This window comes from Micromonospora sp. NPDC048868 (assembly GCF_043198195.1).
In the GTDB taxonomy this organism is placed as follows: Bacteria; Actinomycetota; Actinomycetes; order Mycobacteriales; family Micromonosporaceae; genus Micromonospora; species Micromonospora reichwaldensis.
On sequence record NZ_JBICUN010000015.1, the window covers coordinates 62,525 to 87,203 of the forward strand.

Consider the following 24,679-nt stretch of genomic DNA (forward strand, 5'->3'; position numbering starts at 1 on the left):
CGTTTGATCAACCCTCTGATGCGGCGGCCAGAGGGAACCTTGAGGATTCGGTGTGCCGGCCGGCGCCGCAGGTGGCGAACGTGACCGGCGACCACCACGACGGTGGCGCCATCGAGGGCGACCGGACGAAGGCCTACGGGCGCAGGTCGACCGAGACGTGCCCGGACAGGGCACGGAGGAAGTCGGGCGCGTCGAAGATCGCGCCGGCGGAGGCGACGCCTACGGTCCTGGTCCGTCCGGTGAGGACACGGTCGACGGCCTCCACGGCGAGAGGCGCACTGACGGCGTAGATGTCCTGGCCGCTCGCCACGGCACGCCGTCGCACGCCGCCGGAGCGCACGACGGCGTCGACGACGAAGGTCTGCGCGGACCGTCCGCTGTCGTCGACCGCGGTCGGTGCCGGTGTCGCCGGGGCCGCCAGTTCACCGGCCGCCTCGACCGTCATGTAGGTGCAGACCTCGGGGATGGCCAGGTGGCTGGGGACGGTGACGATGTCGGCCATGCTGAACTCGCCGATCACGGCCCGGGTTCCCATCGGCTCGGGGAAGGGCCACCGCGCGGCCGGCGGGGCGTCGTCGCGGTACTCCAGTCGTCCCCGGCTGAAGCGGACGCGCCGGCCGTCCCTGCGCTGCCTGGAGACCGTGCCGGCGGCGCGGGTCCCGGGCGTGGGATGCCAACCGCTCAACCCGTACGCGATGTGGGCCTCGTCGGCCGTCGTCCAGTCGCCCATCGCCGCGGTGACCAGCAGGTCGCCGAGGCCGCCGAAGAAGGCCATCGCGGGGACCACCACGATTCCCGCGGCACGGGCGCGATCGGCGAAGTGCGTGAAGGTGTCGAGATTGGCTTCGATCTCGGCCGCCACGTCCACGTACGGGATCCCGGCGCGCAGCGCCGCCTCGATCACTCCAGCGGCGGTCACGGCGAAGGGCCCGGCGCAGTTGACCACCGCGGCCGCGCCGGCCAATGCGCGGTCGAGCGAGGCCGGGTCGTCGACCGGGGCCGGCCGGATGTCGAGACCCGGACAGGACGCCGCGAGCGCCCGCAGCTTGTCCGCGTCACGTCCACAGAGCAGCGGTACGAACCCGCGAGCACGCAACTCCGCCACCACGAAGCGCCCGGTGTGCCCGTACGCGCCGAAGACCGCCACCGTCCGACCCGATCCCATCAGCTCTCCCAGTTTCCGTGCCTGATTGATCAACTCCGCTCATCCTGGTGGCGGTGGGTCGGCGGCGCGAGTGTCTGGAACGACACCTCCCGTACAGTTTCGGACATGGCTACCGTCGCGCTGGCCGTCACCGACGGGATGCTGCACTTCGAGCTGTCCCTGGCGTACGAGGTCTTCGGCGCCGACCTGACCGGCGTGGTCGACCCCTGGTACGGCGTCACCGTCTGCGGATCGGGCGCGGTGCGGGTCGGCCGGTTCCGGCTCGAGCCCGACTGCGGGCTCGACCAGCTCGTGCACGCCGACACGGTGATCGTTCCCGGGTGGGTCGACGTCGACGTGGACCCACCCGCCGACCTCGTCGACGCGGTGCGCGCGGCCCACGAGGCGGGCGCGCGGGTGGCCTCCCTGTGCACGGGCGCGTTCGTGCTCGCCGCCGCCGGCCTGCTGGACGGCCGACGGGCGACCACGCACTGGGCGCACACCGATGCCCTGGCGGCTCGCCATCCCCGGGTGCAGGTCGATCCGGACGTGCTCTACGTGGACAACGGCAGCGTGCTCACCTCCGCCGGCAAGGCCGCCGCGATGGACCTGTGCCTGCATCTGGTCCGCCTCGACCACGGCTCGGCGGTCGCCAACACGCTCGCCCGCCGCCTGGTCGTACCCCCGCACCGGGCCGGCGGCCAGGCCCAGTACGTCATCGCCCCGGTGCCCGACCAGGACGACCATCCGCTCGCCGAGCTGTTCTCCTGGGCGATCGAACGGCTCGACCACGCGTTGACCGTGGAGGACCTGGCCCGCCGGGCGAACATGAGCTCGCGCAACCTGGGCCGCCACTTCCGGTCGGTGGCCGGCACCACCCCGCTGCAATGGCTGCTGACCCAGCGGATCCGGCACGCCCAGGAGCTGCTGGAGACCACCGGCGACAGCATCGACGCCATCGCGGCGGCCACCGGCATGGGCACCGCAGCGACGCTGCGCCGGCACTTCAACCGCACCGTCGGCGTGCCCCCGGACACCTACCGCCGCACCTTCCGCAGCACCCGGTCCGGCGCGCGATGACGAGCCACCACGGGGGCAGCGCGGCCCTGCTCCGGCCGCCCGCCTGACCCGCGTGCCGATGGCCGCTTGCGGTCGCCGGGCGACGTCACACGCGTGCCGGGCTCCTCCGCGCGGTGGCAGGCAGGGGCCGCAGGGTGAGCACCTCGCCGAGCCCGTCGACGTGGGTCAGCCTGGTGGCGAACGCGGCGCTCAGGGTGCGGCGCAGGTAGTCCAGCACCGCCGGCCCCGGGGTGAGCGGCGCCGATCCTGTGTCGCCCGTGCCGACCAGGTGCACCTCGCGGGCGAGCCGTCCGGAGGTGTTGACGAACCGGCAGAGGTCATCCCACCGCAGGTACCGCCAGAAGTCGACGCTGACCACCGCGTCGAGGCTGGCCGGTGGGATGGGCGGGTCCACGCCGACCAGGTGGTAGTTCGTCGGGCCCGGCGGGGCGGCGTAGTCGAAGGTCAGCGCCCCGGTCGGCAGGTCGACCTGATCGCTGCCGGTGCCCACCCACAGCACGCGGGGGCCGGGCAGGCGGTCGGCGAGCCTGTCGAACGCCGGCCCGATCCGGCACGTCGAGCGTCGCGCGCAGTCGGTGGCCGCGGAGCGGTAGTACACGATGCGCTCCAGCGAGTCGTACACGTCCAGCAGTCCGTAGAACTCCCATTCGATGACGTGGTACTGCCCGGTCAGGAGGCTCCGGTTGGCCGCGAAGTCGGACCAGTTGCGGTCGGTGTTGCGGTGGTGCGGGAGGTGGAAGGCGCGGGCCTCGTCGTCGAAGGCGAAGTTCAGTTCGGTCACGCCGAGGTGCCGGTGCACCCGGTAGAACAGCTCGATGTCCTCCAGGCCCCAGCGCAGCCCGGAGCGTTCGTCGAACCCGCCGGCCCGGTCGAAGAGGTCACGGGCGAGCGAGATGTTGTGGGTGTAGGCGAGCGCCCAGCCCGCCCGGAGCCACTCCGGCCCCGGGGGCTGACCGTGCGGGAAGCGCAGGTCGCCGGCGCGGTCCGCGCGGCGGCGGGGGACGTCGGTCATCTCCCCGTCGTCGAGGGCGGCCTCGACGTGCTCCAGGCTCAGCTCGTCGCGCCGGCCCATCAGCACGGCGGGCCGGCCGGCGACCGCGTGGTGGGCCAGGTGGCGCTCCAGCAACTGCGGGGAGGCGTACGAGTCGGCGTCGAGGAACAACAGCAGCGGCGCCCGGGTGTGCCGGACGGCCTCGTTGCGGGCTGCGGAGCGTCCCCGCCGTCTGGGGAACTCCAGCAGGCGGAGGTCGAGACCGGTGGCGGCCTCGACGGCGTCGGCGTAGCCGGTGGGGGAGCCGCCGTCGCGGATGACCACCACCTCGAAGCGCTCGGGGCTCACCGTCTGTCGCGTCAAAGCCCGCAGCGTCAGCGCCAGGCACTGCGCGTCCTGATAGGTGGGTATGACCACGCTCAGCTCGACCGCGTCGTTCGTCCGTGCCGTCATTCGACTTCCCCGTCATGGTGGTGGTGCGTGATTTCCATTGACGCGCCTCGCGCGGGAGCGCGGCCCGGTCGGTCACGCGTAGTGGTTCACGCTCCGGCCAGGACCGTCGTCGTCGACGGTGCCGGTGGGAGCTAAACAGCGCGCCAAATGAGGATCAACCGATTCGTCGATGTCTGGGGTGGGATCAGTGGATCGACAGGGGTCCCGACGACACCGGGTGACGAACGCGAGGCGCGGCGTCGAGGAAACCGCGCGACCCGGCCGGTAGCCGGATTCGCGGCCGCCACCGTCCGGGGACCGGCGCGCGTGCGGCCGGTCACTACGCTGCGGCCCGTGGAGCGGATGGCGGGTGTGTTCTGGACGGGTGGCTGCGCGGCAGTCGTCGTCCTGCTCGTGGCGGGCGTCGTCGCGCTGGTCGTGGCGTCCCACCGGCGGGAGCGGGAGCGGCGGGAGCACTGGCGACAGTGGGCCGCCCGGTACGGCTGGACCTTCGACGAGCGGCCCCAGATCACCTGGACCGACCGGGTGCCGGGCCGCAACCGCCGGGGCGTGCGGTTCGCGCTGACCGGGACGCTGCACGGCCGACCCGTCTGCGTGGCCGAGTACGCGTACACCGAGACGCACAGCTCGACCGGCGCGGACGGCAACCAGACGACCACCACGCACACCCACACGTACGTCGTCTGCTCGGTGTGGCTGCGGCGGTCGTTCCCGGCGCTCGCGGTCGGACCGCGCCACGCGTTCTCGAAGCTGGGCCGCGCGCTGTTCGGCAGCGACACCTACGCCACCGGGCACGAGGAGTTCGACCGGCAGTGGCGGGTGGCCGCGGCGGCCCCGGGGCAGCAGGCGCTGGTCGGGCCGACCCTGATCGCCGCGCACCTGGCGGGAGCGGTGCCGGGCTGGAGCGTGCGGGGGGCGGAGCTGGTCACCTACCGGCGCGGCCGGCTGGAGGACGCCGCCCTGGTGCCGTCGCTGGTGACCCCGCTGATCACGGTCGCCGACCTGCTGGAGCAGGGCCGCTGACGAGCGCCGGCCCCGACGGGACGGCCGGCGGTAAGAGCGCGGGAGGCCGGCCCCCAGGGGTCCGGCCTCCCGTCACGAGCTGTGGATCACGGCCGCCAGGAGCCGGTGGTCTGGAACCTGTGCTGGTATTCCAGCGCGCCGTTCTTGTCGGCCACGTTGAACACCACCGTGCCCGCGCGTTTGCTGCCCTCGGGCAGGTTGTTGCCGGAGCCCAGGGTGTCGCCGCAGCCGGAGAGCGCGCTCGCCAGGCCGTTGGCGGTGGTGCCGTTGGCGGCCACCCAGTTGAAGTAGAACGGGTTGATGGAGCTCTTGCCCTTGGTCACCGTCGCGGTGACGTGGGCGATCAGGTACATGCCCTTGTCGGGGGGCGGGGCGTACGACCGGCAGCCCTTGGTCTCCGTGGTGAACCGGGTGACCGTGATCTCCATGGTCCCGTCGTCGTCGGAGACCACAAGGGTGGCGCCGGGCTTCATGTTGAAGGTCTCGCCCTCCCTGGCCGACGGGGACGGGCCGTCCGGCTGCAGCGTGATTCGCGGGGCGGCCCTATCCAGATCGTTCGCCGCCTTGTTGGCGCCGGCGACGAGCGCGACGACACCGCCGACGCAGCAGAGCAGGGCCAGCACGACCACCACGGCCACGACGATCAGGACGGTCTTGTTCTTCTTCGGCGGCGCGACCGGATGCGGCGGGCCGAGGGGGTAACCGGGCGCGCCGCCCGGGTAGCCGGGCCCACCGGGCGCGTAGCCGGGCCCACCGGGCGGCGGGTAGCCGGGCCCGGCGGCCGGATACCCGGGCGTGCCGGACACCGGCGGGTACGGCGTGCCCGAGGTCGGCTGGTGCGGGGCGGCCCACGGCTCGCCCGGCATCCCGGACACCGGCGGCTGCGGCACCCCCGAGACCGGGGGCTGCGGTGCGCCGGAGACCGGCGGCTGCGGCGCGGCCCACGGGTCGCCGGCCGGCTGCTGCGGCGGCACGGGCGGGAGCGGGGCCCACGGGTCGCCCGTGGCCTGCGGGGCGCCGGAGGTCGGCGGCTGCGGCGGGTGGCCGCCCTGGTCGGCGGGGAACTGCGGCATCGGTGCCGGCGGGTACGGCTGCGGCTGCTGCTCCGGGCTCGGTTGGTTCGGATCCTGCGGCCCGTAAGGGGGCGGGGGGTGACTCACCGTACTCCTAGGCACCTGACGACGACGGCAAACGCGGCTGACGCTACCGTGCGCGGACAACGGACCATCTTCGCGTCTCCGGCAGCGCCGCGCCGTCCCCTGTTCGGATTCCGTGCCCGGGTCAACCGGGCAGCAGCACGGCGGCGGTGCGGACCAGCGCGTCGTCGACCGCGAACCGGCCGGTGACCAGCGCGGGCGGACGGGCGAGCGGAGTCGCGTCGAGTCGCGCCGGGGCGATCCGGGCGGTGAAGGTGCCGGCGTCCGGATCCAACTCCACCAGCGCGTCGTGGAAGTCCAGCCACGTGCCGACGACCGGGTGCCACACCTTGTAGATCGTCTCCTTGGCGCTGAACAGCACCGCCGGCCAGGAGGTGCCCACCGGCAGGCGGGCGCACCGCTCCTGCTCCTCGGGCAGGCAGATCAGCCGGCGTACGCCCGCGTTGAGCTCCCGGTGTCCCTCGGCGTCGATGCCGACCGACCGGATCTCGCCGGCGCGGGCCGCGACGGCCGCGCAGTAGCCAGCAGTGTGGGTGATGGCGCCGACCACACCGGCCGGCCAGACCGGCGACCGGTCCGCGGCCGTCGGCACCGCCACCGGGGGCACGCCCAGCGCGGTCATCGCCCGCCGGGCGCAGACCCGCCCGGCCGTGAAGTCGCGGCGGCGGCTGTCCACCGCGCGTTCGCTCAGGCAGGCCCGCTCGGCCGGCAGTAGCTCGCCGACCCAGTCCGCCGGCCCGGCCACGGCCACCGCCACGGACGGCGGCAGCAGGTCACGCATCGCCGCCTGCCGACAGGTACGACCGCACGCGCGCCCGTGCGGCGTCGAGACCGTCGGCCGGCACGACCGTGCATCCCTCGGTGCCGGGTCGCGGGCCGGGCCGTCGGGCCGGCACCTGATCCACGGTCAGCGTCGTGAGGGCCATGGTTGGTCAAGGTACCGCAATGGCGTAACACCGGAGCGTCCCGTGGCGCTGACAGGGCGTCATCTCGGAAACGACAGTGATCCGGTGCCGTCCGATGCCGGCCGCGTTCGGGGGGCCCGCATCGCAGCGAGCCGAAGAAGGAGTGCGATGACCGCTGGTTCGGAGCCCTCGCCGTCCCCTGTGGACGCACACGTCCCTTCGACGCCCGGCTGGACCTGCGGCACCTGCGGCGCCGACTGGCCGTGCGAGACCAAACGCTCCCGGCTGCTCGAGGAGTACCAGTTCGACCGGCCGATGCTCAGCGTGTACCTGGGTTCCTGCCTGGCCGCCGCCACGCAGGACCTGCCGCCCGTGCCCGGGACGTCCCTGCAGGACCGGTTCATCGGCTGGCTGTCCCGGGAGCCTAGGCGAAGGTGACGGGACCCACCGGCGGGTCACCGGGCGGGCCGGCCCGCCCCGTCCACCGTGCTCGCGATCAGGTCGTGGCCCAGGTCGAAGCGGATGCCGTCCGGGTTGGTCAGCTCCGCCGAGACACCCCATCCCAGCGCGGCCAGGGCGCCAGCGGCACCGGTAGCCGACGCGCGTCCGCGATCTCGCACTCCCTCTCCTGGCGAAGCCGACACAGGTCGCAAGCCATGGGCGGAGAGTGCAAGATCGCGGGGGCGCGGGAGGGTCAGTACGCGTGCGTCACCGTGATCGTGATGTTCGTGCAGGAGTTCGCCCGGCTGGTCAGCGCGCTCTTCTCGGCGCTGTCGACGCTCAGCCGCCACCGGGTCTTCACCGCCACCCACTCGCCGACGTACCGGCACTTCTCGTTGGTGGGCTGCCAGGTGGCCGGGTCCTGGTCACCCTTGGCCTGGTTGACGTTGTCGGTCACCGCGACCAGCGACCTGACGTCGCCGAGGTCGTTGGCGAACGCCTGCCGCCGCGACGTGGTCCAGTTCCGGGCCCCCGAGTCCCACGCCTCGGCGAGCGGAACCATGTGGTCGATGTCCAGGTCGGACGGGTTGGTCCAGTAGGCGGCGTCGTAGTAGGAGCGCCAGCGCCCGCCGGTCAGTTGGCAGCCGGAGCCCACCGTGGGGCGGGTGGTGGCCTCGGCGATCAGCACCTCGTAGCGGGTGTTGCAGCCGTCGGAGTCCGCGTCGGTCCAATGCGGGAACAGGTCCCGGTTGTAGCCGGTGCGTACCTCGGTGGCCACCGGCAGGTCGGCGACGAGGGTGCGCAGCGGCACCGAGACGGTGGCCGCGTGGGCGGGGGCGGACAGGCCGAGGGTAGCGGCGGTGACGGTGGCCAGCAGGCCGCCGGTCCAGCGGAGGGTACGGGTCATCGTGAACTCCGTCCGATCGATCGGGATGGCTGACAGTGCAACCGGCCCGGGTGCCGACGGACCGGACCCAGGGTTACTGGAGAACCAAATCGATCGATACGTTACGGGAAGTCTCCCATCGATGGGAATCCCGATCGCTGCGAAATCTGGCAGACCCTGCTCCCGCCGGCGGTGCGATCCGTACCGTTTGCGCAAGATGACGGACCGTTAGGTGCCGGATGTAAACCATCCGTGCGGTGTCGCGTTGGTCGGAAATCTGACCGAAGTCGACCCGTTGTGCCAGTGGTAGGTGGTGGTTAAGCTCTTGATGCGCGCCCCAATCGCCCGCTTCCCCCGTGGCAGGCGATCGGGGCGCGCATCTACGTCGAACGGGCCCGCACGCCACCGCGTGCGGGCCCGTTCCTTGTGCACCCGCCGCGCCGCCCGGGGCGTGCGGCGGGTGCCGTGCCGTCCCGTCAGATCCAGCGGCCGTCCAGCCACATCCGCGCCGACCACTCGGCGTACGGCAGCACCTTCCCGACGAAGATCGGATGGAAGTACGCGAAGCAGAGCGCGACCAGTAGGACGTACGCCCCGGCGATCACCCCGCCGACCAGCCTGCGATCCCGAAGCTCGTCCGACTCGACGCGCGCGGCGGCGGGGCCGCCGTCTCCCGGCTGCGCGGCGACGGCGCCCGGTGGACCGGCCGGCGTGACGATCGCGCCGAGCACGTAGACCACCGCCAGCACCAGGAACGGCAGGACCGGCGCGGTGTAGAAGGAGAACATCGTCCGGCCGTCGAGGGCGAACCAGAACCAGGGCAGCAGGCCGGCCGCCACGACGAGCAGGATCGCTCCCGCCCGCCAGTCCCGCCGGGCCAGGCCCAGCCAGACCAGTGCCGCCAGCGCGGGCAGGAACGACCACCAGAGCAGCGGGGTGCCCAGCAGCAGGATCTCGGAGGCGCAGCTCGGCGCCCCGCAGGGCCCGTCGCCGACCCAGTAGAAGGCGACCGGCCGGCCGAGCAGCAGCCACTGCCACGGCCACGACTGGTACTTGTGCGGGTCGTCGAGGCCGGCGTGGAAGCCGTACGCGGCCTTGTGGTACTCGATCAGGTTGTTCAACGCGCCGAAGACCGGGGTGTCGCTCAGCGGGGCGTTCGGGTAGCGCTCGGCCAGCCGGTAGTAGCCCTCGTCGCCGAGCAGCCAGCCGGACCAGGTGGCGACGTAGGTGAGCACCATCAGCACGCCGGCCAGCACCAGCCACGGCACCTCGTCGAGGAGGGCGTCCCGCCACGGCCGGCGTACGCCGGCGGAGCGGCGGACCCCGACCTCCCAGAGGATCACCAGCAGCGCGAAGACAGGCAGGAAGTAGAGCGCGCTCCACTTGACCGCGCAGGCGCAGCCGAACAGGACCCCGGCGGCGAGCCGCCACCACGGCCAGTTCCGCCAGCCGCCCGCCGGCCGCCCGGCCCGCCCGGGCCGGCCCGGGTCCAGGCCGGCCTCCAGCGCCCGGGCCCACCGGCGACGCCGGGCGTCCCGGTCGAGCACCAGGGCGCCGAACGTGGCCAGCACGAAGAACAGCAGGAAGATGTCGAGCAGCGCGGTGCGGGAGAGCACCAGGTGGAAGCCGTCCAGCGCGAGCAGCAGGCCGGCGGCGCAGCCCAGCGCGGTCGAGCGGAACATCCGCCGGCCGATGCGGACCAGCAGCAACACGGACAGGGTGCCGACGACCGCCGCCGAGACCCGCCAGCCGAACTCCGGCGCCGTCGTCATCAGGTGCCCCGGCACGGAGATGCCGTGCTCGGCGTCGGAGTAGCCGAAGGCCCACTCGCCGAACCCGATCAGCCACTTGCCCAGCGGCGGGTGGACCACGTACGACGGGCCGCCGTCCTTGTAGTTCCACTCGACGCCCTTGTCGATCAGCCCCCAGCCGTCCCGGGCGTAGTAGGTCTCGTCGAAGATCTTGCCCGGCGGGTGGCTCAGGCCGACGAAGCGCAGGATCGCCGCGATGGCGACGATCACGCCGGTGGCGAGCCAGGAACGCCCGTCCAGCCGGGCCTCGACGGTGGCCAGCCGCCGCCGGACCACGCCGGGGATCCCGCCGGAAGCCGGGGACCTGCCCTCCGGCGGACTGCCGTCCGTGAGGTCCTGCCCCGCCTGGTCCGCGCTCTGTGCTGTCGACGCACTCGTCACCCGGCGATCGTAGGCTGCGAAGGTGCCCGGTGGCGCCCGTCGTCTCCGATACCGGTAAAGCCGTCGATGAAGGAGTTGCATCTCGTGGGTGAAAAGTCCGAAACCGGGCGCCTGGTCCTGCTCGGCGCGCCGCTCGGCAACCCCGCCGACGCCTCCGCCCGGTTCCGCGAGGTGCTCGCCGCCGCGGACGTGGTGGCCGCCGAGGACACCCGCCGGCTGACCCGGCTGGCCCGGGACCTCGACGTCACCGTCGGCGGCCGCATCGTCTCCTACTTCGAGGGCAACGAGGAGCGGCGTACCCCCGAGCTGGTCGACGTGCTGACCGCCGGCTACCTGGTCGCCCTGGTCACCGACGGCGGCATGCCGAGCGTCTCCGACCCGGGCTACCGGCTGGTCCGGGCCGCCCTCGACGCCGGCGTGCCGGTCACCGCCGCGCCGGGCCCGAGCGCGGTCACCACCGCCCTGGCACTGTCCGGCCTGCCCTGCGACCGGTTCTGCTTCGAGGGCTTCCTGCCGCGCACCGGCGGCGCCCGCCGGTCCCGCCTGCGGGCCCTCGCCGCCGAGGAACGGACGCTTGTCTTCTTCGAGGCGCCGCACCGGATCGCCGCCGCGCTCGCCGACCTGGCCGCCGCGTTCGGCGCCGACCGGCCCGCCGCGCTCTGCCGCGAGCTGACCAAGACGTACGAGGAGATCGTCCGCCGCCCGCTCGGCGAGCTGGCCGACTGGGCGGCCGAGGGGGAGCCGCGCGGCGAGATCACCCTCGTCGTGGCCGGCGCGCCCGAGTCGGCCCCCGAGCGGCCCGACGACGACACGCTGCGCGCCGCCGTCGCCGCCCGCGAGGCCGCCGGGCTGTCCCGCCGGGATGCGATCACCGAGGTCGCCACGGAGTACGCCCTGCGCCGCCGCGACGTCTACGCCGTCGTGCACGCCTGACACCCGGGTCGTGCCCGCCTGACACCCGACTGGAATCTCCACCCGGCCAGGCCGGGATCCGACGCGGCCCGACCGAATCCCGACCCGGCCCGACTGGGACCCGACGCGGCCCGACCGAATCCCGACCGGGCCGACCGGGATGCCGACCCGGCGCGACCGGGATCCCGGCCAGGCCTGGCCGGGCACCTCGGCGGCGGCCCGGCCGTCGGGTGCCCGGCAGCACCCGACGGGTTCACCAGGCGGCGACGAGGAAGCCGAGGGTGATCGCCAGTGGGCCGGCCGCGGCGCCCGTCACCGCCCAGCGGCGCAGCCGGGGGTCGGCGATCCGGGCGGACCCGGTCCACCTGACGATCCCCGCGCCGCAGCCCAGCACCACCAGCAGGCCGAGCAGCCAGCGCAGGTGCCCGGCCGCGCCGGTGTCCGCGTACGCGGTGCCGCCGTCCGGGCCGGTCATCCGGGCCGGCAGGATCGTGCCGGTCGCGGTGCGCTCCGCGGCCACCCCGCTCACCCGCACGCCGTACGCGGTCCACGTCTCGTCGGCGGGGGCGAAGTTGCCCCGGCAGCGTTGCGCGAGCCCGCCTCCGGTGCAGTCGGCGATCACCACCGTGCCCCGGGTGGCGTGCCCCACCGCCAGCCAGAACGGGCCCGCGCTGACCCAGGCGAAGAACGCCGCCACCAGGCTCAGCGCCAGCAGGGCGGCCAGCCCCGGCAGCGGATCGGGCGGACGCGGGGTGCGCCGGGCCCGCCGCCGCGCGGCATCCTCCCGGGCCGACCGCTCCCGCTCGTGCGGCGGTTCCTCCCGGATCGGGGTGCCGTCCCAGTGCACCAGCTCGATCGGCGGCCAGTACGCCCCGTCGGCACCGTCCCCGCCGTCCGGCGTACGCCCGCCGTCGTCCGACGCAGGCCCACCGCCCTCGCCGTCCGGCGTACGCCCGCCGTCGTCCCGGTCCGGCGGGTCGCCGGCGGACGGACGCCCCCGGCGGGGCCAGCGGTTCGGCTGCCGGACGGGGACCCGGCGCGGCACGGCGTCGACCGGCGCCCCGGTCGTGGGCTCCACCTCGACGGCGGGCGCGGCGGACGGCGGGGCCGCCACGGGTCCGGCGGCCTCGACGGGCGACTCCGGCGGCGACCCCGGCGGCGCGGCGGCCTGGACCGCCCGGGGGTGCGGCGCGCGGGTGCCGCGCGGCGCCCTCCCCGCGCCGCCGTCCGTCGGGCCGGAGGGACGGTCGTCACGATCCCGGGCCGCTCGTCTGCCAGTCACGGCGTTCATTGCACCCCGCGACCAGGGCGTCCGCCGGCAGCTCAGGCCGCGTGTCGGCGACAAATCGGGCGAACATCGGACCCGGTCCCACCGGGCCACCGGGCCGGGGGCCCTATTGGTTCGCGGTCACCGCGAGCGGGTCACTAGGCTTGCTGGTCATGAGTCACGTTCTCGCGGCGGTCGCCTGGCCGTACGCCAACGGCCCGCGCCACATCGGCCACGTCTCCGGTTTCGGCGTTCCCTCCGACGTCTTCAGCCGGTACATGCGGATGGCCGGGCACGACGTGCTCATGGTGTCGGGCACCGACGAGCACGGCACCCCCATCCAGGTGCAGGCCGACGCCGACGGGGTCACCCCGCGCGAGCTGGCCGACCGCTACAACCGGGTGATCGTGGAGGACCTGCACGGCCTCGGTCTCTCCTACGACCTGTTCACCCGCACCACCACCCGCAACCACTACGCCGTGGTGCAGGAGCTGTTCGAGGGGATGTACCGCAACGGCTACATCGTCCCGAAGACCACGATGGGGGCGATCTCCCCGTCCACCGGCCGGACGCTGCCCGACCGCTACATCGAGGGCACCTGCCCGATCTGTGGCTACGACAGCGCGCGCGGCGACCAGTGCGACAACTGCGGCAACCAGCTCGACCCGATCGACCTGGTCGACCCGAAGTCGCGGATCAACGGGGAGACCCCGAAGTTCGTCGAGACCGAGCACTTCTTCCTCGACCTGCCCGCCCTGGCCGACGTGCTGCGGCAGTGGCTCGACACCCGCGAGGGCTGGCGGCCCAACGTGCTGCGCTTCTCGAAGAACCTGCTCGACGACCTCCAGCCCCGGGCCATCACCCGCGACCTGGAGTGGGGCGTGCCGATCCCGCTCGACGGCTGGCGCGAGCGCCCCGACAAGCGCATCTACGTCTGGTTCGACGCGGTGATCGGCTACCTCTCCGCCTCGATCGAGTGGGCCCGCCGCTCCGGCGACCCCGAGGCGTGGCGCCGGTGGTGGTCCACCGACGGGGAGGGGAAGGACGCTCGCGCCTACTACTTCATGGGCAAGGACAACATCGTCTTCCACTCGGTGATCTGGCCGGCGCTGCTCTCCGGCTACTCGGGCGAGGGCAGCCGGGACGGCGCGCCGGGCGACCTGGGCCGGCTCAACCTGCCCACCGAGGTGGTCTCCAGCGAATACCTGACCATGGAGGGGAAGAAGTTCTCCTCCTCGCGCCGGGTCGTCATCTACGTCCGGGACTTCCTGGAGCGCTACGACGCCGACGCGCTGCGCTACTTCATCGCCGCCGCCGGCCCGGAGAGCAACGACACCGACTTCACCTGGGCCGAGTTCCTGCGCCGCAACAACGACGAGCTGGTCGCCGGCTGGGGCAACCTGGTCAACCGGTCCGTCTCCATGGCGGCGAAGAACTTCGGCGCGATCCCGCCCGTCGACCCCGCCGGCCTCACCGAGGCCGACGAGGCGCTGCTCGCGGTCGCCCGGGCCGGCTTCGCGACGGTCGGCGACCTGATCGCCCGGCACCGCCAGAAGCAGGCCATCGGCGAGGCGATGAGGGTGGTCGCCGAGGCCAACCGGTACCTCTCCGAGCAGGCGCCGTGGAAGCTCAAGGGCGAGGACGACAAGCCGCGGATGGGCACCATCCTGCACGTCGCCCTCCAAGTGGTCAGCGACGCCAACACGCTGCTCACCCCGTTCCTGCCGCACAGCGCGCAGCAGGTGCACGAGCTGCTCGGCGGCACCGGCGTGCACGCCCCGATGCCGGTCATCGAGGAGGTCGAGGACCTCGACGGCGGGCCCGCGTACCCGGTGCTGACCGGCGACTACACGGTCGGCGCGCGCTGGGAGTCCGTACCGCTGGAGGCCGGCCGGCCGCTGGCCGCGCCGAAGCCGGTCTTCCGCAAGCTCGACCCGTCGATCGTCGACGAGGAACTCGCCCGCCTGGCCGACTGACGGCCACCTGCGCGCCGACGGGCGCGACCCCCGAGGGGGTCGCGCCCGTCGCCGGCGCGTCCGGACCTGGCGCCGGTGGCGCGTCAGGCCCGGGCCATCGCCGGCGCGCCGATGAAGTCCATGATGCTGCGGTTGACCTCGGCCGCGTTCGTCCACGGGATGCCGTGCGGCGCGCCCTTCAGCGTCACCAGCTGGCTGCCGGGCAGCATCGGCTGAAGCCGCTGACCGGTCGCCGGGTACGGCAGCACCGCGTCGGCGTCGCCCTGCACGATGAGCACCGGCACGTCGATGCGGGACACGTCGCCCCGGAAGTCGGTCTGCCAGGCGTCCACGCTGTCGTGGGTGCCCTTCGCCGAGGCCCGGGCGCCGATCTCCCAGTGCGCCCGGAACGCCTCCTCGCTGACCAGCCTGCCCTTGTTCTCCTGGTAGTTGAAGAACGCCTCGCAGAAGGTGGTGAGGTAGGCGAACCGGTCGTCGATGATGGCCCGCTGGAAGCCCTGGAAGAGGCTCTTCTCGACCCCCTCCGGGTCGTCCGAGGTCTTCAGCAGGAACGGCGCGAGCGGGGCCAGCAGCACCGCCCGGTCCACCCGCTGCGAGCCGTACACGCCCAGGTAGCGGGTCACCTCGCCGGTGCCCATCGAGTGACCGACCAGGATCGCGTTCCGCAGGTCCAGCTCCGTCATCAGCACGTCGAGGTCGGCGGCGAACGTGTCGTAGTCGTACCCGGACGCCGGCTGCGCCGAGCTGCCGAAGCCCCGCCGGTCGTACGTGATCGTCCGGTACCCGGCAGCCAGCAGCGGTCCGACCTGCTTTTCCCAGGTCGCCCCGTTGAACGGGAAACCGTGGATCAGCACGATCGGCTGACCGGAGCCGTGGTCCTCGTAGTACAGGTCGACGGGGGCGGAGTTCTCCGTCCCCACGGTGATGAAAGGCATGCGCGTCTCCTGGTCACGTGACGGTCGGACGCCCGCGCTTTCCCACCCCACCCGGGGTTATGCCGCCCGAAACCGGCGCCCGGCCCTGCTCAGAGCGCGTACGGCAGGTCCACCACCCGGTCGTCGGTGACCTCGGACGCGGGCGCCCACGTCTCGTGGACGCCCCGCTCCTGGCACTGCGCCCCGGTCTCGGCCACCGCGTCCGGGCCGGGCCGACGCAGGCGCAGGCGCAGCCACCCGGACTCCTCCCGCAGCACCAGGCAGGGCACGCCCCGCCAGTCGGCCAGCCGCAGCCGGCGGGCCGCCGACTCCACCGGGTACCGGGCGGCCCGGGTCATCGCCAGCACCCGGAACCCGCCGGGCTGGTCGGCCACCGCCTCGTACTCGCCGCCGGCGTAGTCGCCGACCAGCCGCGTGGAGCGGGGCGCCTCGCCGGTCGGGACGTACTCCTGGTCGGGGGAGAGCCCCGGCACCGCCGCCAGCAGGTGCCGCCACTGCGGGCCGGCCATCCGCAGCCAGCCGCGCTGCTCGGCCTGGTAGCTGTAGAGCACCACCTCCACGCCGTCGGCCGGGTACGCGAGCAGGGTGGCGTTCGCCGGCATCGGCAGGTCCGCGAAGTCCCGGGTGACGAACTCCGGGACGAGCTGGGTGCTGCTGGGCACGAAACCGGTGCCGAGCACCGCCCCGCCCAGCCGGTCCCGGGGCGCGAGCGCGGTCAGCCCCCGGTGCGCCCCGCCGACCGGCACGTCGTAGTCGGCCGGGTCGGCCGCCCGCCAGCGCAGCGCGTACGTCACGTCCGCGCCGTCGGGACCGTCCGCGCCGTCGGTGCGCAGCACGGCCGTCGCCGACGGCGTACGCAGGTGCGCCACGTCGTGCTCCCGATAGCAGAACCCGTGCGGCAGCCACCCGCGCACGTAACCGGCGAGCTGCCGCGCGGAGAGCACCTTCACCATCCGGGTGCCCCGCCGGACGACCGCGGAGGCGCGCACCGCCGCCAGCGTCGGGTCCCCGGCCGCGGCGGGCTGCTGGCTGAGCTGCTGCACGTACGCCCAGCCCCGCTCCCGGTGCAGCGGCACCAGCAGCAGGGACTCCGCCTCGTCGCCCGGCTCGGCCACGGGAGGCACGACGGTGACCTCGGTGGCGTGCACGAACCTGCGCCACGGCAGCGTGACCCCGGGCCGGGGCGCCCACTCGAAGCCGGGCGCCTCCTCGGCACTGAACAGCTCGTACGCCGCGCCCCGGGCGATCTCCTCCGCCGGGTACACCACGCCCCCGTACGTCACACGCGGGCCGTTTCCGCTGGCCTGAGGGGTGATGGTCACGCCGACGACGCTAGGCGCGAGATGTGCCGTCCCGGTGAACAGGCGGTGGCGTCCCCACGACGCGGACCACCGGCGGTGTGTGATGCTGACCGCGATGAGCGAGCCCACCGAAACCCGCAAGCAGCGCGCCGCCCGCCGGGCCGGGGAGTTCCCGCCCGTGCCCGAGCCGCTGCCCCGCCCCGTGCTGGACAGCCACACCCACCTCGACATCACCGTCAGCGAGGCCGGCGTGCCCCCGCAGCCGCAGGCGGACGGGGACCCGGGCGTCGTACCCGTCGAGGACCCGGTCGCCGTGGCCGTGGCCGTCGCCGCCTCGGTGGGCGTCGACCGACTCGTGCAGGTCGGGGTGGACGTCGCCTCCTCCCGCTGGGGGGCCGACGTCGCCGACAACCACCCGGCCGTGCTGGCCACCGTGGCGCTGCACCCGAACGAGGCCCCCCGCCTGCCCGACCTGGACGAGGCGCTGCGCGAGATCGAGGCGCTCGCCGCCCGGGACCGGGTGCGCGGCATCGGCGAGACGGGAATGGACTTCTTCCGCACCGGCGAGGAGGGCCGCGCCGTCCAGGAGGAGAGCTTCCGGGCGCACATCGCCATCGCCAAGCGGTACGGCAAGGCGCTGGTCGTCCACGACCGCGACGCGCACGCCGACGTGCTGCGGATCCTCGACGACGAGGGCGCCCCGGACACCGTGGTGCTGCACTGCTTCTCCGGCGACGCCGACTTCGCCCGCGAGTGCGTCCGCCGGGGCTACCTGCTCAGCTTCGCCGGCACGGTCACCTTCGGCAGCGCCGCCGCGCTGCGGGAGGCCGCCGCGCTGACCCCGGTCGAGCAGATCCTGGTGGAGACCGACGCGCCCTACCTGACCCCGATGCCGCACCGGGGCCGGCCGAACGCCTCGTACCTGATCCCGCTGACCGTACGGTCGCTGGCCGAGACGACGGGCACGGACCTGGACGAGCTCTGCGCCGCCGTCTCCGCCACCGGCGACCGCGCCTTCGGCCTGTGGTGACGGTCAGGACCCCTGGCCCGCGCGCCCGGAAGGCGGTCCGCATAGGCTACGGGGCGTGACCGGTCTCCTCGGCCCGGCGGAGATCCGGGAACTGGCCGCCCGGCTGGGCGTCACCCCCACCAAGAGGCTCGGCCAGAACTTCGTGCACGACCCGAACACCGTCCGGCGCATCGTCACCGCCGCCGGCCTGGCCCCGGACGACGTGGCGCTGGAGGTCGGCCCCGGCCTCGGCTCCCTCACCCTCGCCCTGCTCCCGGCCGCCGCGCACGTGCACGCCGTGGAACTCGACGCGACGCTGGCCGGCGCGCTGCCCGACACCGCCGCCCGGCACGCCGGGCCCGACGCCGCGCGGCTGACCGTGCACCACGCCGACGCGCTGCGCGTCCGCGCCGCCCAGTTGGCCGAACCCGCGCCGACCGCGCTGGTGGCGAACCTGCCCTACAACGTGGCCGTGCCGGTGGTGCTGCACCTGCTCGCCGAGCTGCCCAGCCTGCGGCACGGGCTGGTGATGGTGCAGAAGGAGGTCGCCGACCGGCTCGTCGCCGGTCCCGGCTCCAAGGTGTACGGCGTACCGTCGGTCAAGCTCGCCTGGTACGCCTCGTCCCGCGCCGCCGGGAAGGTCCCGCCGAACGTCTTCTGGCCGGTGCCGAACGTCGACTCCGGGCTGGTCGCCTTCACCCGCCGCGAGCCGCCCCGCGCCGACGTACCCCGGCAACGGGTCTTCGCCGTGGTGGACGCGGCCTTCGCGCAGCGCCGCAAGACCCTGCGCGCCGCGTTGGCCGGCTGGGCCGGCGGCGCGGACCGGGCGGCCGACGCGCTCACCGCCGCCGGCGTCGACCCCGGCGCACGCGGGGAGTCGCTCACCGTCGAGCAGTTCGCCGCCATCGCCGCGTCGGCCCCGACCGCCCCACCCGCAGCGCAGTAGGCTGACGCCCGTGACCGAGGCCTGGGGACCGGACGACGAGGACGAGCAGCGGCGGCGCGGAGCCAGCGGACCGGTGCGGGTCCGGGTGCCTGCCAAGGTCAACCTGCACCTCGGGGTGGGGCCGCTGCGCCCTGACGGCTACCACGAGCTGAACACCGTCTACCACGCCATCTCCATCCACGACGAGCTGACCGCCCGCCGGGGCGACACGCTCACCCTGACCATGGAGGGCGAGGGCGCCGGCGAGCTGGCCCTGGACGACACCAACCTGGCCATCCGGGCGGCCCGCGCCCTCGCCGGCTACGCGGGGGTGCCGCCGCACGCCCGGCTGCACCTGCGCAAGCAGATCCCGCTTGCCGGTGGGCTGGCCGGAGGCAGCGCCGACGCGGCCGCGGCGCTGGTCGCCTGCGACACGCTCTGGGGGACCGGGCTGTCCCGCGACGAGCTGGCCCGGATCGCCGCCGACCTCGGCTCCGACGTGCCGTTCCTGATCCACGGCGGCACCGCGCTCGGCACCGGCCGGGGCGAGTCGGTCAGCCCCGTGCTGGCCCGCCCCACCACCTGGCACTGGGTGGTGGCCGTGGCCGACAGCGGCCTCTCCACCCCGGTCGCCTACCGGGAACTGGACCGGCTGCGCGCGGCCGGCGTGGCCGGCGAGCCGCTGGGCAGCACCGACGCGCTCTTCGCCGCGCTGCGCCAGCGGGACCCGCGGGTGCTCGCCGCGGCCCTCGGTAACGACCTCCAGGACGCCGCCCTGGCCATGCGCCCGTCGCTGGCGGAGACGCTGAAGGCCGGCGAGGCGGCCGGGGCGCTGGCCGGCATCGTCTCCGGCTCGGGGCCGACCTGCGTCTTCCTCGCGGCGGACGCCGCCGACGCCGAGCGGATCGCCGCGGAGCTGACGTCCGCCGACGTGTGCCGCGAGGCGCGCACCGCGCACGGCCCGGTGCCCGGCGCGCGCATCGCCTGACCGGCCCACCCCGCCCGATCCCGCGCTCCCGGCCCCCCGGTACCGCCTCTCCAGGCGGCGCCGGGTGGAGCCCGCGCCCGGCGGGCGGCGGGGCGGTCCGCGTACGCTGGAGACTCAGGCGTCCCAGGTGCCGGCCGGCACCGGGACGCCTTGATCATGGGAGGTGAGGTCGTGGCCAACATCGTCAACCTGGACCGGGTGTCCAAGGGCTACGGCGCCGCCGGGCCGCTGCTCACCGACGTCTCGCTCGGCCTGGACGACGCCGACCGGATCGGCGTGGTCGGCCTCAACGGCGCCGGCAAGTCCACCCTGCTGCGGCTGCTCACCCGCATCGAGGAACCGGACGACGGGCGGGTCACCCACCGCCGCGACCTGCGGGTCGCCTGGCTGCCGCAGAGCCTCCAGCTCGCCCCCGAGGCCACCGTCCGGGACGTGGTGCTCGGCACCGCCTGGCTCGGCGAGAGCATGGGCGCCGAGCATGAGTGGGCCGGTGACGCCGGCGTGCGGGCCATCCTCGACGGCCTCGGCATGCCCCACCTCGGCCTCGACCAGCCCGTCGGCCCGATGTCCGGCGGCGAGCGGCGGCGGGTCGCGCTGGCCGCGCTGCTGGTCCGCGAGTCCGACCTGCTCATCCTCGACGAGCCCACCAACCACCTCGACGTCGGCGGCGTCGACTGGCTGGCGAAGTACCTCGTCGGCCGCAAGGGCGCGCTCGTCGTGGTCACCCACGACCGGTGGTTCCTCGACGCCGTCTGCACCACCACCTGGGAGGTCGCCGACCAGACCGTCCGGGCGTACGAGGGCGGCTTCGCCGCCTGGACCCTCGCCCGCGCCGAGCGGGACCGGGTCGCCGCAGCCACCGAGGCCCGCCGGCAGAACCTGCTCCGCAAGGAGATCGCCTGGCTGCGGCGCGGCCCGCCCGCCCGCACCTCCAAGCCGCAGTTCCGCATCGACGCCGCCAACGCCCTCATCGCCGACGTCCCGCCGGCGCGCGACACCATGTCGCTGCAACGGCTCGCCACCGCCCGGCTCGGCAAGCAGGTGTACGACCTGGCGCAGGTCACCCTGCACGCCGGCCCGAAGGAGATCCTGCGCGACACCACCTGGCAGGTCGGCCCCGGCGACCGGATCGCCATCCTCGGCCGCAACGGGGCCGGCAAGACCACCCTGCTGCGGATGCTGGCCGGCATCACCCGCCCCGACGGCGGGCGCTTCGCCACCGGCTCGACCGTCCGGCCGGCCTTCCTCTCCCAGGAGCTGGCCGAACTGCCCGGCCACCTGCGGGTGCTCGAAGCGGTGGAGGAGGTCGCCCGGCGGGTGCAACTCGGCGACCGGGAGGTCTCCGCCGCCCAGCTCGCCGAGGTCTTCGGCTTCGACGACCGGCGGCTCTGGACGCCCGTCAGCGACCTCTCCGGCGGCGAGCGTCGCCGGTTGCAGATGCTCCGCCTGCTGGCGGGGGAGCCGAACGTGCTGCTGTTCGACGAGCCCACCAACGACCTGGACACCGACACCCTCGCCGCGCTGGAGGACCTGCTCGACTCCTGGCCCGGCACCGTCATCGTGGCCAGCCACGACCGGTACCTCATCGAGCGGGTCAGTGAAGTCGCGTACGGGATGTTCGGCGACGGGCGGCTGGTGCACCTGCCCGGGGGCGTCGACGAGTACCTCGCCCGGGCCGCCGGCCAGCCCGGCCCAGCGATGCCGGAGACGGCCCCCGGGGGTGGCGCCGACACCCCCGCGGCGACCGGCATGTCCGCCGCCGAGGCGCGGCAGGCCCGCAAGGAACTGGCCCGGCTGGAACGGCAGGTCGGCAAGCTGGAGCAGAAGGAGGCGACGCTGCTCGACCAGCTCGCCACGCACGCCACCGACTACGCGAAGGTCGCCGAGCTCGACGCCCAGCTCAAGGAGCTGCGGGCCGAGCGGGAGCGGACCGAGGAGTCCTGGCTGGCCCTGGCCGAGGAGATCCCGGCGACCTGAGTCGCCCCCCTGGTCGCGGCGCCGCACACCGGAGGCCCCCGTGTGCGGCGTCACACTCCGGGGTGCGGGACAATCGTCGGCGACCCCTCACCCGAACGGCGTTGGAGACTCAGACATGGCCCACACCCCCGTCAACCACCCCGCGCGGCCGGTCTACCGGGCGATCGGCGGGCTGACCGGTCTGTACCTGGTGGCCTTCGGCGTGCTCGGCATCATCGCGAGCGCCGGCAACGAGGCCCTCGCCCAGGATGACACCCAGGTCCTCGGCCAGGGCACGAACCTCGGTTTCTCGCTGCTCAGCGCCCTGCTGGGGGCCGCGGTGCTGGCCGGCACCGCGATCGGCCGCAACATCGACGTCATGATCAACCAGTGGCTGGCGTACGCCATCATGGTGATCAGCCTCGCCGGTCTCGCCTTCATCCAGACCGAGGCCAACATCTTCAACTTCAGCATCTTCACCGTCATCGCGCTGATGGTGGTCAGCCTGGTCCTGCTGATGGTCGGAATGTACGGCAAGGTCGGCACGGACGAGGAGCAGGAGGCCTGGCAGAAGGCCCGGCTCGTGCTCTGAGTGGTTGTGGGGTTTTCGCCGGAGCCCGACCCGCTCCGGGCGGTCAGGCTTGATCCCTGCGCGGGTCGGGCTCCGGCGAAAACCTGTCGTGGTCCCGCTCCGCCCGGCCCGTTGCTGCCAGGTGGGGTGGGACCTTCGTGGTTTCCGCCTTTGTCGGGCGGTTTGGCGGACGGGCGACCTCCTCCTTTGGGACAATCGGGGCGAATGTCCTGACTGGTGGAGGGGTCATGCCGCACTTTCCCGTGAACCATCCGGCGCGGCCGGTCTACCGGGTCCTCGCCGGCCTGGTGGGGCTCTACATCCTGGTCTTCGGCGTCTGGGGCGTCGCCCTGACGGCGGGCGACCCGCTCTTCGACCGGGGCGACAACTGGGCCCTCGGGCTCCGCACCAACCTGGCCTTCTCGCTGGCCTCCGTCGCCTTCGGGATCGTGCTCATCGTCGGCGCGTCCCGGCGCGGCAACCTCGGCCACTACATGAACCTGACCGCCGGGGTCGTCTTCCTGGTCACCAGCGTCCTCATGATGTCCGTGCTCCAGACCGAGGCCAACTTCCTCAACTTCTCGATGTCCACGGTCATCGTGTCGATGCTCTTCGGCCTGCTCCTGCTCGGCACCGGCCTGTACGACAAGGTCGGCACCGACGAGCACGCCGAGGAGGAACGGCGGCTGCGGCACCACCCGGTCTCCGAGGCCCACGGCCGCTGACCGACGTCGGGGTCAGCGCCCCCGCACCGTGATCAGGCTCGGCTTGGCCTCCAGGTGCGACAGCCCGCTCCAGGCCAGGTTGACCAGGTGCGCCGCCACCGTCTCCTTGCGCGGCTTGCGCACCTCCAGCCACCAGCGGCCGGTCAGCGCCACCATCCCCACCAGCGCCTGCGAGTAGAGCTCGGCCAGCTTCGGGTCGTAGCCCCGGCTGGAGAACTCGGCGCCCAGGATGTGCTCCACCTGGTGCGCCACGTCGTTCATGACGCTGCTGAAGTTGCCCGCCGCCGACAGCACCGGCGACTCCCGCACCAGCACCCGGAAGCCGCTGGTCTCCTCCTCGATGTACGTCAGCAGGGCCAGCGCCGCCTGCTCCAGCAACTCGCGGGGGTGCCCGGCGGTCAGGGCCGTGGTGATCCGGTCCAGCAGGGCGCGGACCTCCCGGTCCACCACCACCGCGTAGAGCCCCTCCTTGCCGCCGAAGTGCTCGTAGACCACCGGCTTGGAGACCTTCGCGCGGGCCGCCACCTCCTCGATGGAGGTGGCGTCGAAGCCGCGCTCGGCGAAGATCTGCCGGGCGGTCGAGATCAGCTGCTCCCGGCGCTGGGCCGCCGACATGCGTACGCGTGAGGAGGGTTTGGGGGCCGCGGCGGGAACCACCCGCCGCCGGCCGGTCGTGCCGTCGTTGCCAGGGACATCCGCCATGTTCTCGTCATTCCGCCGGCGCTCGGTCACCCGGCCATCCTGCCAGGCGACCTCCGCGCCCATCGACCGCGCTACCGGCCGGCGGCCGGTGCGACGAGCTTCGCCGCGATGCGTTCGGGCTTCGGCCAGCGCACGTCCCACGCCGCGCCGAGCCTCTCGAACAGCCAGATCACCCGCGCCGAGATGTCCACCTGGCCGCGCAGCACGCCGTGCCGGGCGCTGGTCGGGTCGGCGTGGTGCAGGTTGTGCCAGCTCTCGCCGAACGACACGATCGCCAGCGGCCAGAAGTTCGACGCGCGGTCGCCCTGGCGCATCGCGAACGGCCGCTCCCCGTAGACGTGGCAGACGGAGTTGATGGACCACGTCACGTGGTGCAGGAGGGCGATGCGCACCAGGCCGGCCCAGAAGAGCGCGGACAGCGCTCCCCGCCACGACCAGGTGAGCAGGCCGCCCATCAGCGCGGGACCGAGCACCGAGACCACCACCAGCAGCGGGAACAGCCGGTCCACCCGGCTGATGTCCCGGTCGGCGAGCAGGTCCGGGGCGAAGCGCTTCCGGTTGGACAGCTCCCGGCCGAAGAGCCAGCCGACGTGCGCGTGGAACAGGCCCTTCGTCAGGCCGCGGACGCTCTCCCCGAACCGCCACGGCGAGTGCGGGTCGCCCTCCAGGTCGGAGAAGGCGTGGTGGCGTCGGTGGTCGGCCACCCACTGGATGATCTCGCCCTGCACCGCAAGCGAGCCGGACACTGCCAGCGCGATCCGCAGCCAGCGCTTCGCCTTGAACGACCCGTGCGTGAAGTACCGGTGGTAGCCGACCGTGATGCCCAGCCCGGAGAGCACGTACCAGAACCCGGCGACGGCCACGTCGGTCCAGCTCAGCCAGCCACCCCAGGCGACCGGTACGGCGGCGACGAGGGCCAGGAATGGGATCACCACGAACGCCCAGAGGGCGATGAGGATGCCCCGGGACTGGGTGCCCTGGGTGAGGGGCTTCGGTCCGGCGGCGGGGTCGAGGGACGTAGCGGACATGGGCACCTCGCAGAGGGACGGAGTGATCACGAAGTTACGCCTACGTCACCGTAACTTAGGCGCTGGCGAGGCGCATGGGACAGCGTCAGGGATGAATGTCTGGTGCTGTCGT

General features: G+C 73.8%; 24 protein-coding genes. 11 read left to right on the plus strand and 13 right to left on the minus strand.

Going from position 1 to position 24,679, the window contains the following annotated elements; translation table 11 throughout:
• Nucleotides 1–133: 133 nt before the first annotated feature.
• A complete protein-coding gene (locus tag ACGFNF_RS22015) occupies nucleotides 134–1,165 on the minus strand; it encodes a saccharopine dehydrogenase family protein (RefSeq protein WP_393170280.1) in 1,032 nt (343 codons plus the stop codon).
• 105 nt (nucleotides 1,166–1,270) lie between these two features.
• Here ACGFNF_RS22015 and ACGFNF_RS22020 point away from each other — a divergent pair, with 105 nt between their 5' ends.
• Nucleotides 1,271–2,224 (plus strand): helix-turn-helix domain-containing protein, encoded by a 954-nt coding sequence (locus ACGFNF_RS22020; RefSeq protein ID WP_393170282.1) that lies wholly within the window; start codon nucleotides 1,271–1,273, stop codon nucleotides 2,222–2,224.
• Nucleotides 2,225–2,309: 85 nt separating this feature from the next.
• On the opposite strand, the gene ACGFNF_RS22025 is transcribed toward ACGFNF_RS22020, so the two are convergent.
• Nucleotides 2,310–3,668 (minus strand): glycosyltransferase family 2 protein, encoded by a 1,359-nt coding sequence (locus ACGFNF_RS22025; RefSeq protein WP_393170284.1) that lies wholly within the window; start codon nucleotides 3,666–3,668, stop codon nucleotides 2,310–2,312.
• A gap of 333 nt (nucleotides 3,669–4,001) precedes the next feature.
• On the opposite strand from ACGFNF_RS22025, the gene ACGFNF_RS22030 reads away from it, so the two are divergent.
• Nucleotides 4,002–4,691, plus strand: coding sequence for a hypothetical protein (locus tag ACGFNF_RS22030; protein ID WP_393170286.1), 690 nt, complete (start codon nucleotides 4,002–4,004; stop codon nucleotides 4,689–4,691).
• Nucleotides 4,692–4,777: 86 nt separating this feature from the next.
• Here the strand turns inward: ACGFNF_RS22030 and ACGFNF_RS22035 are convergent, their stop codons facing one another.
• The 3 genes from ACGFNF_RS22035 to ACGFNF_RS22045 all read right to left on the minus strand — a co-directional run bounded on the left by ACGFNF_RS22035 (nucleotide 4,778) and on the right by ACGFNF_RS22045 (nucleotide 6,774).
• Complete coding sequence (locus ACGFNF_RS22035) at nucleotides 4,778–5,764, minus strand: hypothetical protein (protein ID WP_393170288.1); 987 nt, start codon at nucleotides 5,762–5,764, stop codon at nucleotides 4,778–4,780.
• 208 nt (nucleotides 5,765–5,972) lie between these two features.
• A complete protein-coding gene (locus ACGFNF_RS22040) occupies nucleotides 5,973–6,629 on the minus strand; it encodes a 4'-phosphopantetheinyl transferase (RefSeq protein ID WP_393170290.1) in 657 nt (218 codons plus the stop codon).
• Nucleotides 6,622–6,774, minus strand: a complete 153-nt coding sequence (locus ACGFNF_RS22045; protein ID WP_393170292.1) for a hypothetical protein — start codon at nucleotides 6,772–6,774, stop codon at nucleotides 6,622–6,624. Before ACGFNF_RS22045 ends, ACGFNF_RS22040 begins: the two co-directional genes overlap by 8 nt.
• Nucleotides 6,775–6,921: 147 nt before the next feature.
• Here ACGFNF_RS22045 and ACGFNF_RS22050 point away from each other — a divergent pair, with 147 nt between their 5' ends.
• Nucleotides 6,922–7,191, plus strand: a complete 270-nt coding sequence (locus ACGFNF_RS22050) for a hypothetical protein (protein ID WP_357576565.1) — start codon at nucleotides 6,922–6,924, stop codon at nucleotides 7,189–7,191.
• 17 nt (nucleotides 7,192–7,208) lie between these two features.
• On the opposite strand, the gene ACGFNF_RS22055 is transcribed toward ACGFNF_RS22050, so the two are convergent.
• From ACGFNF_RS22055 to ACGFNF_RS22065, 3 genes are all read right to left on the minus strand, one after another.
• Nucleotides 7,209–7,373, minus strand: coding sequence for a hypothetical protein (locus ACGFNF_RS22055; RefSeq protein WP_393170294.1), 165 nt, complete (start codon nucleotides 7,371–7,373; stop codon nucleotides 7,209–7,211).
• Between the two features lie 74 nt (nucleotides 7,374–7,447).
• Complete coding sequence (locus tag ACGFNF_RS22060; RefSeq protein WP_357576559.1) at nucleotides 7,448–8,101, minus strand: HNH endonuclease family protein; 654 nt, start codon at nucleotides 8,099–8,101, stop codon at nucleotides 7,448–7,450.
• Between the two features lie 455 nt (nucleotides 8,102–8,556).
• On the minus strand, nucleotides 8,557–10,272 hold the full coding sequence (locus ACGFNF_RS22065) for a dolichyl-phosphate-mannose--protein mannosyltransferase (RefSeq protein ID WP_393170296.1): 1,716 nt from the start codon (nucleotides 10,270–10,272) through the stop codon (nucleotides 8,557–8,559).
• 66 nt (nucleotides 10,273–10,338) lie between these two features.
• On the opposite strand from ACGFNF_RS22065, the gene rsmI reads away from it, so the two are divergent.
• Nucleotides 10,339–11,205 (plus strand): 16S rRNA (cytidine(1402)-2'-O)-methyltransferase, encoded by an 867-nt coding sequence (gene rsmI, locus ACGFNF_RS22070; RefSeq protein ID WP_370518919.1) that lies wholly within the window; start codon nucleotides 10,339–10,341, stop codon nucleotides 11,203–11,205.
• Nucleotides 11,206–11,437: 232 nt separating this feature from the next.
• On the opposite strand, the gene ACGFNF_RS22075 is transcribed toward rsmI, so the two are convergent.
• Nucleotides 11,438–12,466, minus strand: coding sequence for a hypothetical protein (locus tag ACGFNF_RS22075; protein WP_393170299.1), 1,029 nt, complete (start codon nucleotides 12,464–12,466; stop codon nucleotides 11,438–11,440).
• A 158-nt stretch (nucleotides 12,467–12,624) separates the two neighbouring features.
• On the opposite strand from ACGFNF_RS22075, the gene metG reads away from it, so the two are divergent.
• Complete coding sequence (metG, locus tag ACGFNF_RS22080) at nucleotides 12,625–14,427, plus strand: methionine--tRNA ligase (RefSeq protein WP_393170301.1); 1,803 nt, start codon at nucleotides 12,625–12,627, stop codon at nucleotides 14,425–14,427.
• A gap of 83 nt (nucleotides 14,428–14,510) precedes the next feature.
• Here the strand turns inward: metG and ACGFNF_RS22085 are convergent, their stop codons facing one another.
• Nucleotides 14,511–15,362: an alpha/beta fold hydrolase gene (locus ACGFNF_RS22085; protein ID WP_393170303.1), complete on the minus strand. Its 852-nt coding sequence runs from the start codon at nucleotides 15,360–15,362 to the stop codon at nucleotides 14,511–14,513.
• An 89-nt stretch (nucleotides 15,363–15,451) separates the two neighbouring features.
• Complete coding sequence (locus tag ACGFNF_RS22090; RefSeq protein ID WP_393170305.1) at nucleotides 15,452–16,684, minus strand: hypothetical protein; 1,233 nt, start codon at nucleotides 16,682–16,684, stop codon at nucleotides 15,452–15,454.
• An 82-nt stretch (nucleotides 16,685–16,766) separates the two neighbouring features.
• Here ACGFNF_RS22090 and ACGFNF_RS22095 point away from each other — a divergent pair, with 82 nt between their 5' ends.
• From ACGFNF_RS22095 to ACGFNF_RS22120, 6 genes are all read left to right on the plus strand, one after another.
• Nucleotides 16,767–17,693, plus strand: coding sequence for a TatD family hydrolase (locus tag ACGFNF_RS22095; RefSeq protein ID WP_393170307.1), 927 nt, complete (start codon nucleotides 16,767–16,769; stop codon nucleotides 17,691–17,693).
• Between the two features lie 55 nt (nucleotides 17,694–17,748).
• The gene (gene rsmA, locus ACGFNF_RS22100; RefSeq protein WP_393170309.1) at nucleotides 17,749–18,618 is read left to right on the plus strand and encodes a 16S rRNA (adenine(1518)-N(6)/adenine(1519)-N(6))-dimethyltransferase RsmA; all 870 of its coding nucleotides are present in this window, start codon (nucleotides 17,749–17,751) and stop codon (nucleotides 18,616–18,618) included.
• Nucleotides 18,619–18,628: 10 nt separating this feature from the next.
• Complete coding sequence (locus ACGFNF_RS22105) at nucleotides 18,629–19,585, plus strand: 4-(cytidine 5'-diphospho)-2-C-methyl-D-erythritol kinase (RefSeq protein ID WP_393170311.1); 957 nt, start codon at nucleotides 18,629–18,631, stop codon at nucleotides 19,583–19,585.
• Between the two features lie 171 nt (nucleotides 19,586–19,756).
• Nucleotides 19,757–21,562 (plus strand): ABC-F family ATP-binding cassette domain-containing protein, encoded by a 1,806-nt coding sequence (locus tag ACGFNF_RS22110; protein ID WP_393170313.1) that lies wholly within the window; start codon nucleotides 19,757–19,759, stop codon nucleotides 21,560–21,562.
• A gap of 115 nt (nucleotides 21,563–21,677) precedes the next feature.
• Nucleotides 21,678–22,133 (plus strand): DUF4383 domain-containing protein, encoded by a 456-nt coding sequence (locus ACGFNF_RS22115; RefSeq protein ID WP_357578990.1) that lies wholly within the window; start codon nucleotides 21,678–21,680, stop codon nucleotides 22,131–22,133.
• A 227-nt stretch (nucleotides 22,134–22,360) separates the two neighbouring features.
• A complete protein-coding gene (locus tag ACGFNF_RS22120) occupies nucleotides 22,361–22,837 on the plus strand; it encodes a DUF4383 domain-containing protein (protein WP_151453465.1) in 477 nt (158 codons plus the stop codon).
• Nucleotides 22,838–22,849: 12 nt separating this feature from the next.
• On the opposite strand, the gene ACGFNF_RS22125 is transcribed toward ACGFNF_RS22120, so the two are convergent.
• Both ACGFNF_RS22125 and ACGFNF_RS22130 read right to left on the minus strand, forming a co-directional pair.
• Complete coding sequence (locus ACGFNF_RS22125) at nucleotides 22,850–23,539, minus strand: TetR/AcrR family transcriptional regulator (RefSeq protein ID WP_357578991.1); 690 nt, start codon at nucleotides 23,537–23,539, stop codon at nucleotides 22,850–22,852.
• Nucleotides 23,540–23,610: 71 nt separating this feature from the next.
• Nucleotides 23,611–24,567, minus strand: a complete 957-nt coding sequence (locus ACGFNF_RS22130) for an acyl-CoA desaturase (RefSeq protein ID WP_393170316.1) — start codon at nucleotides 24,565–24,567, stop codon at nucleotides 23,611–23,613.
• Between the last annotated feature and the right edge of the window lie 112 nt (nucleotides 24,568–24,679).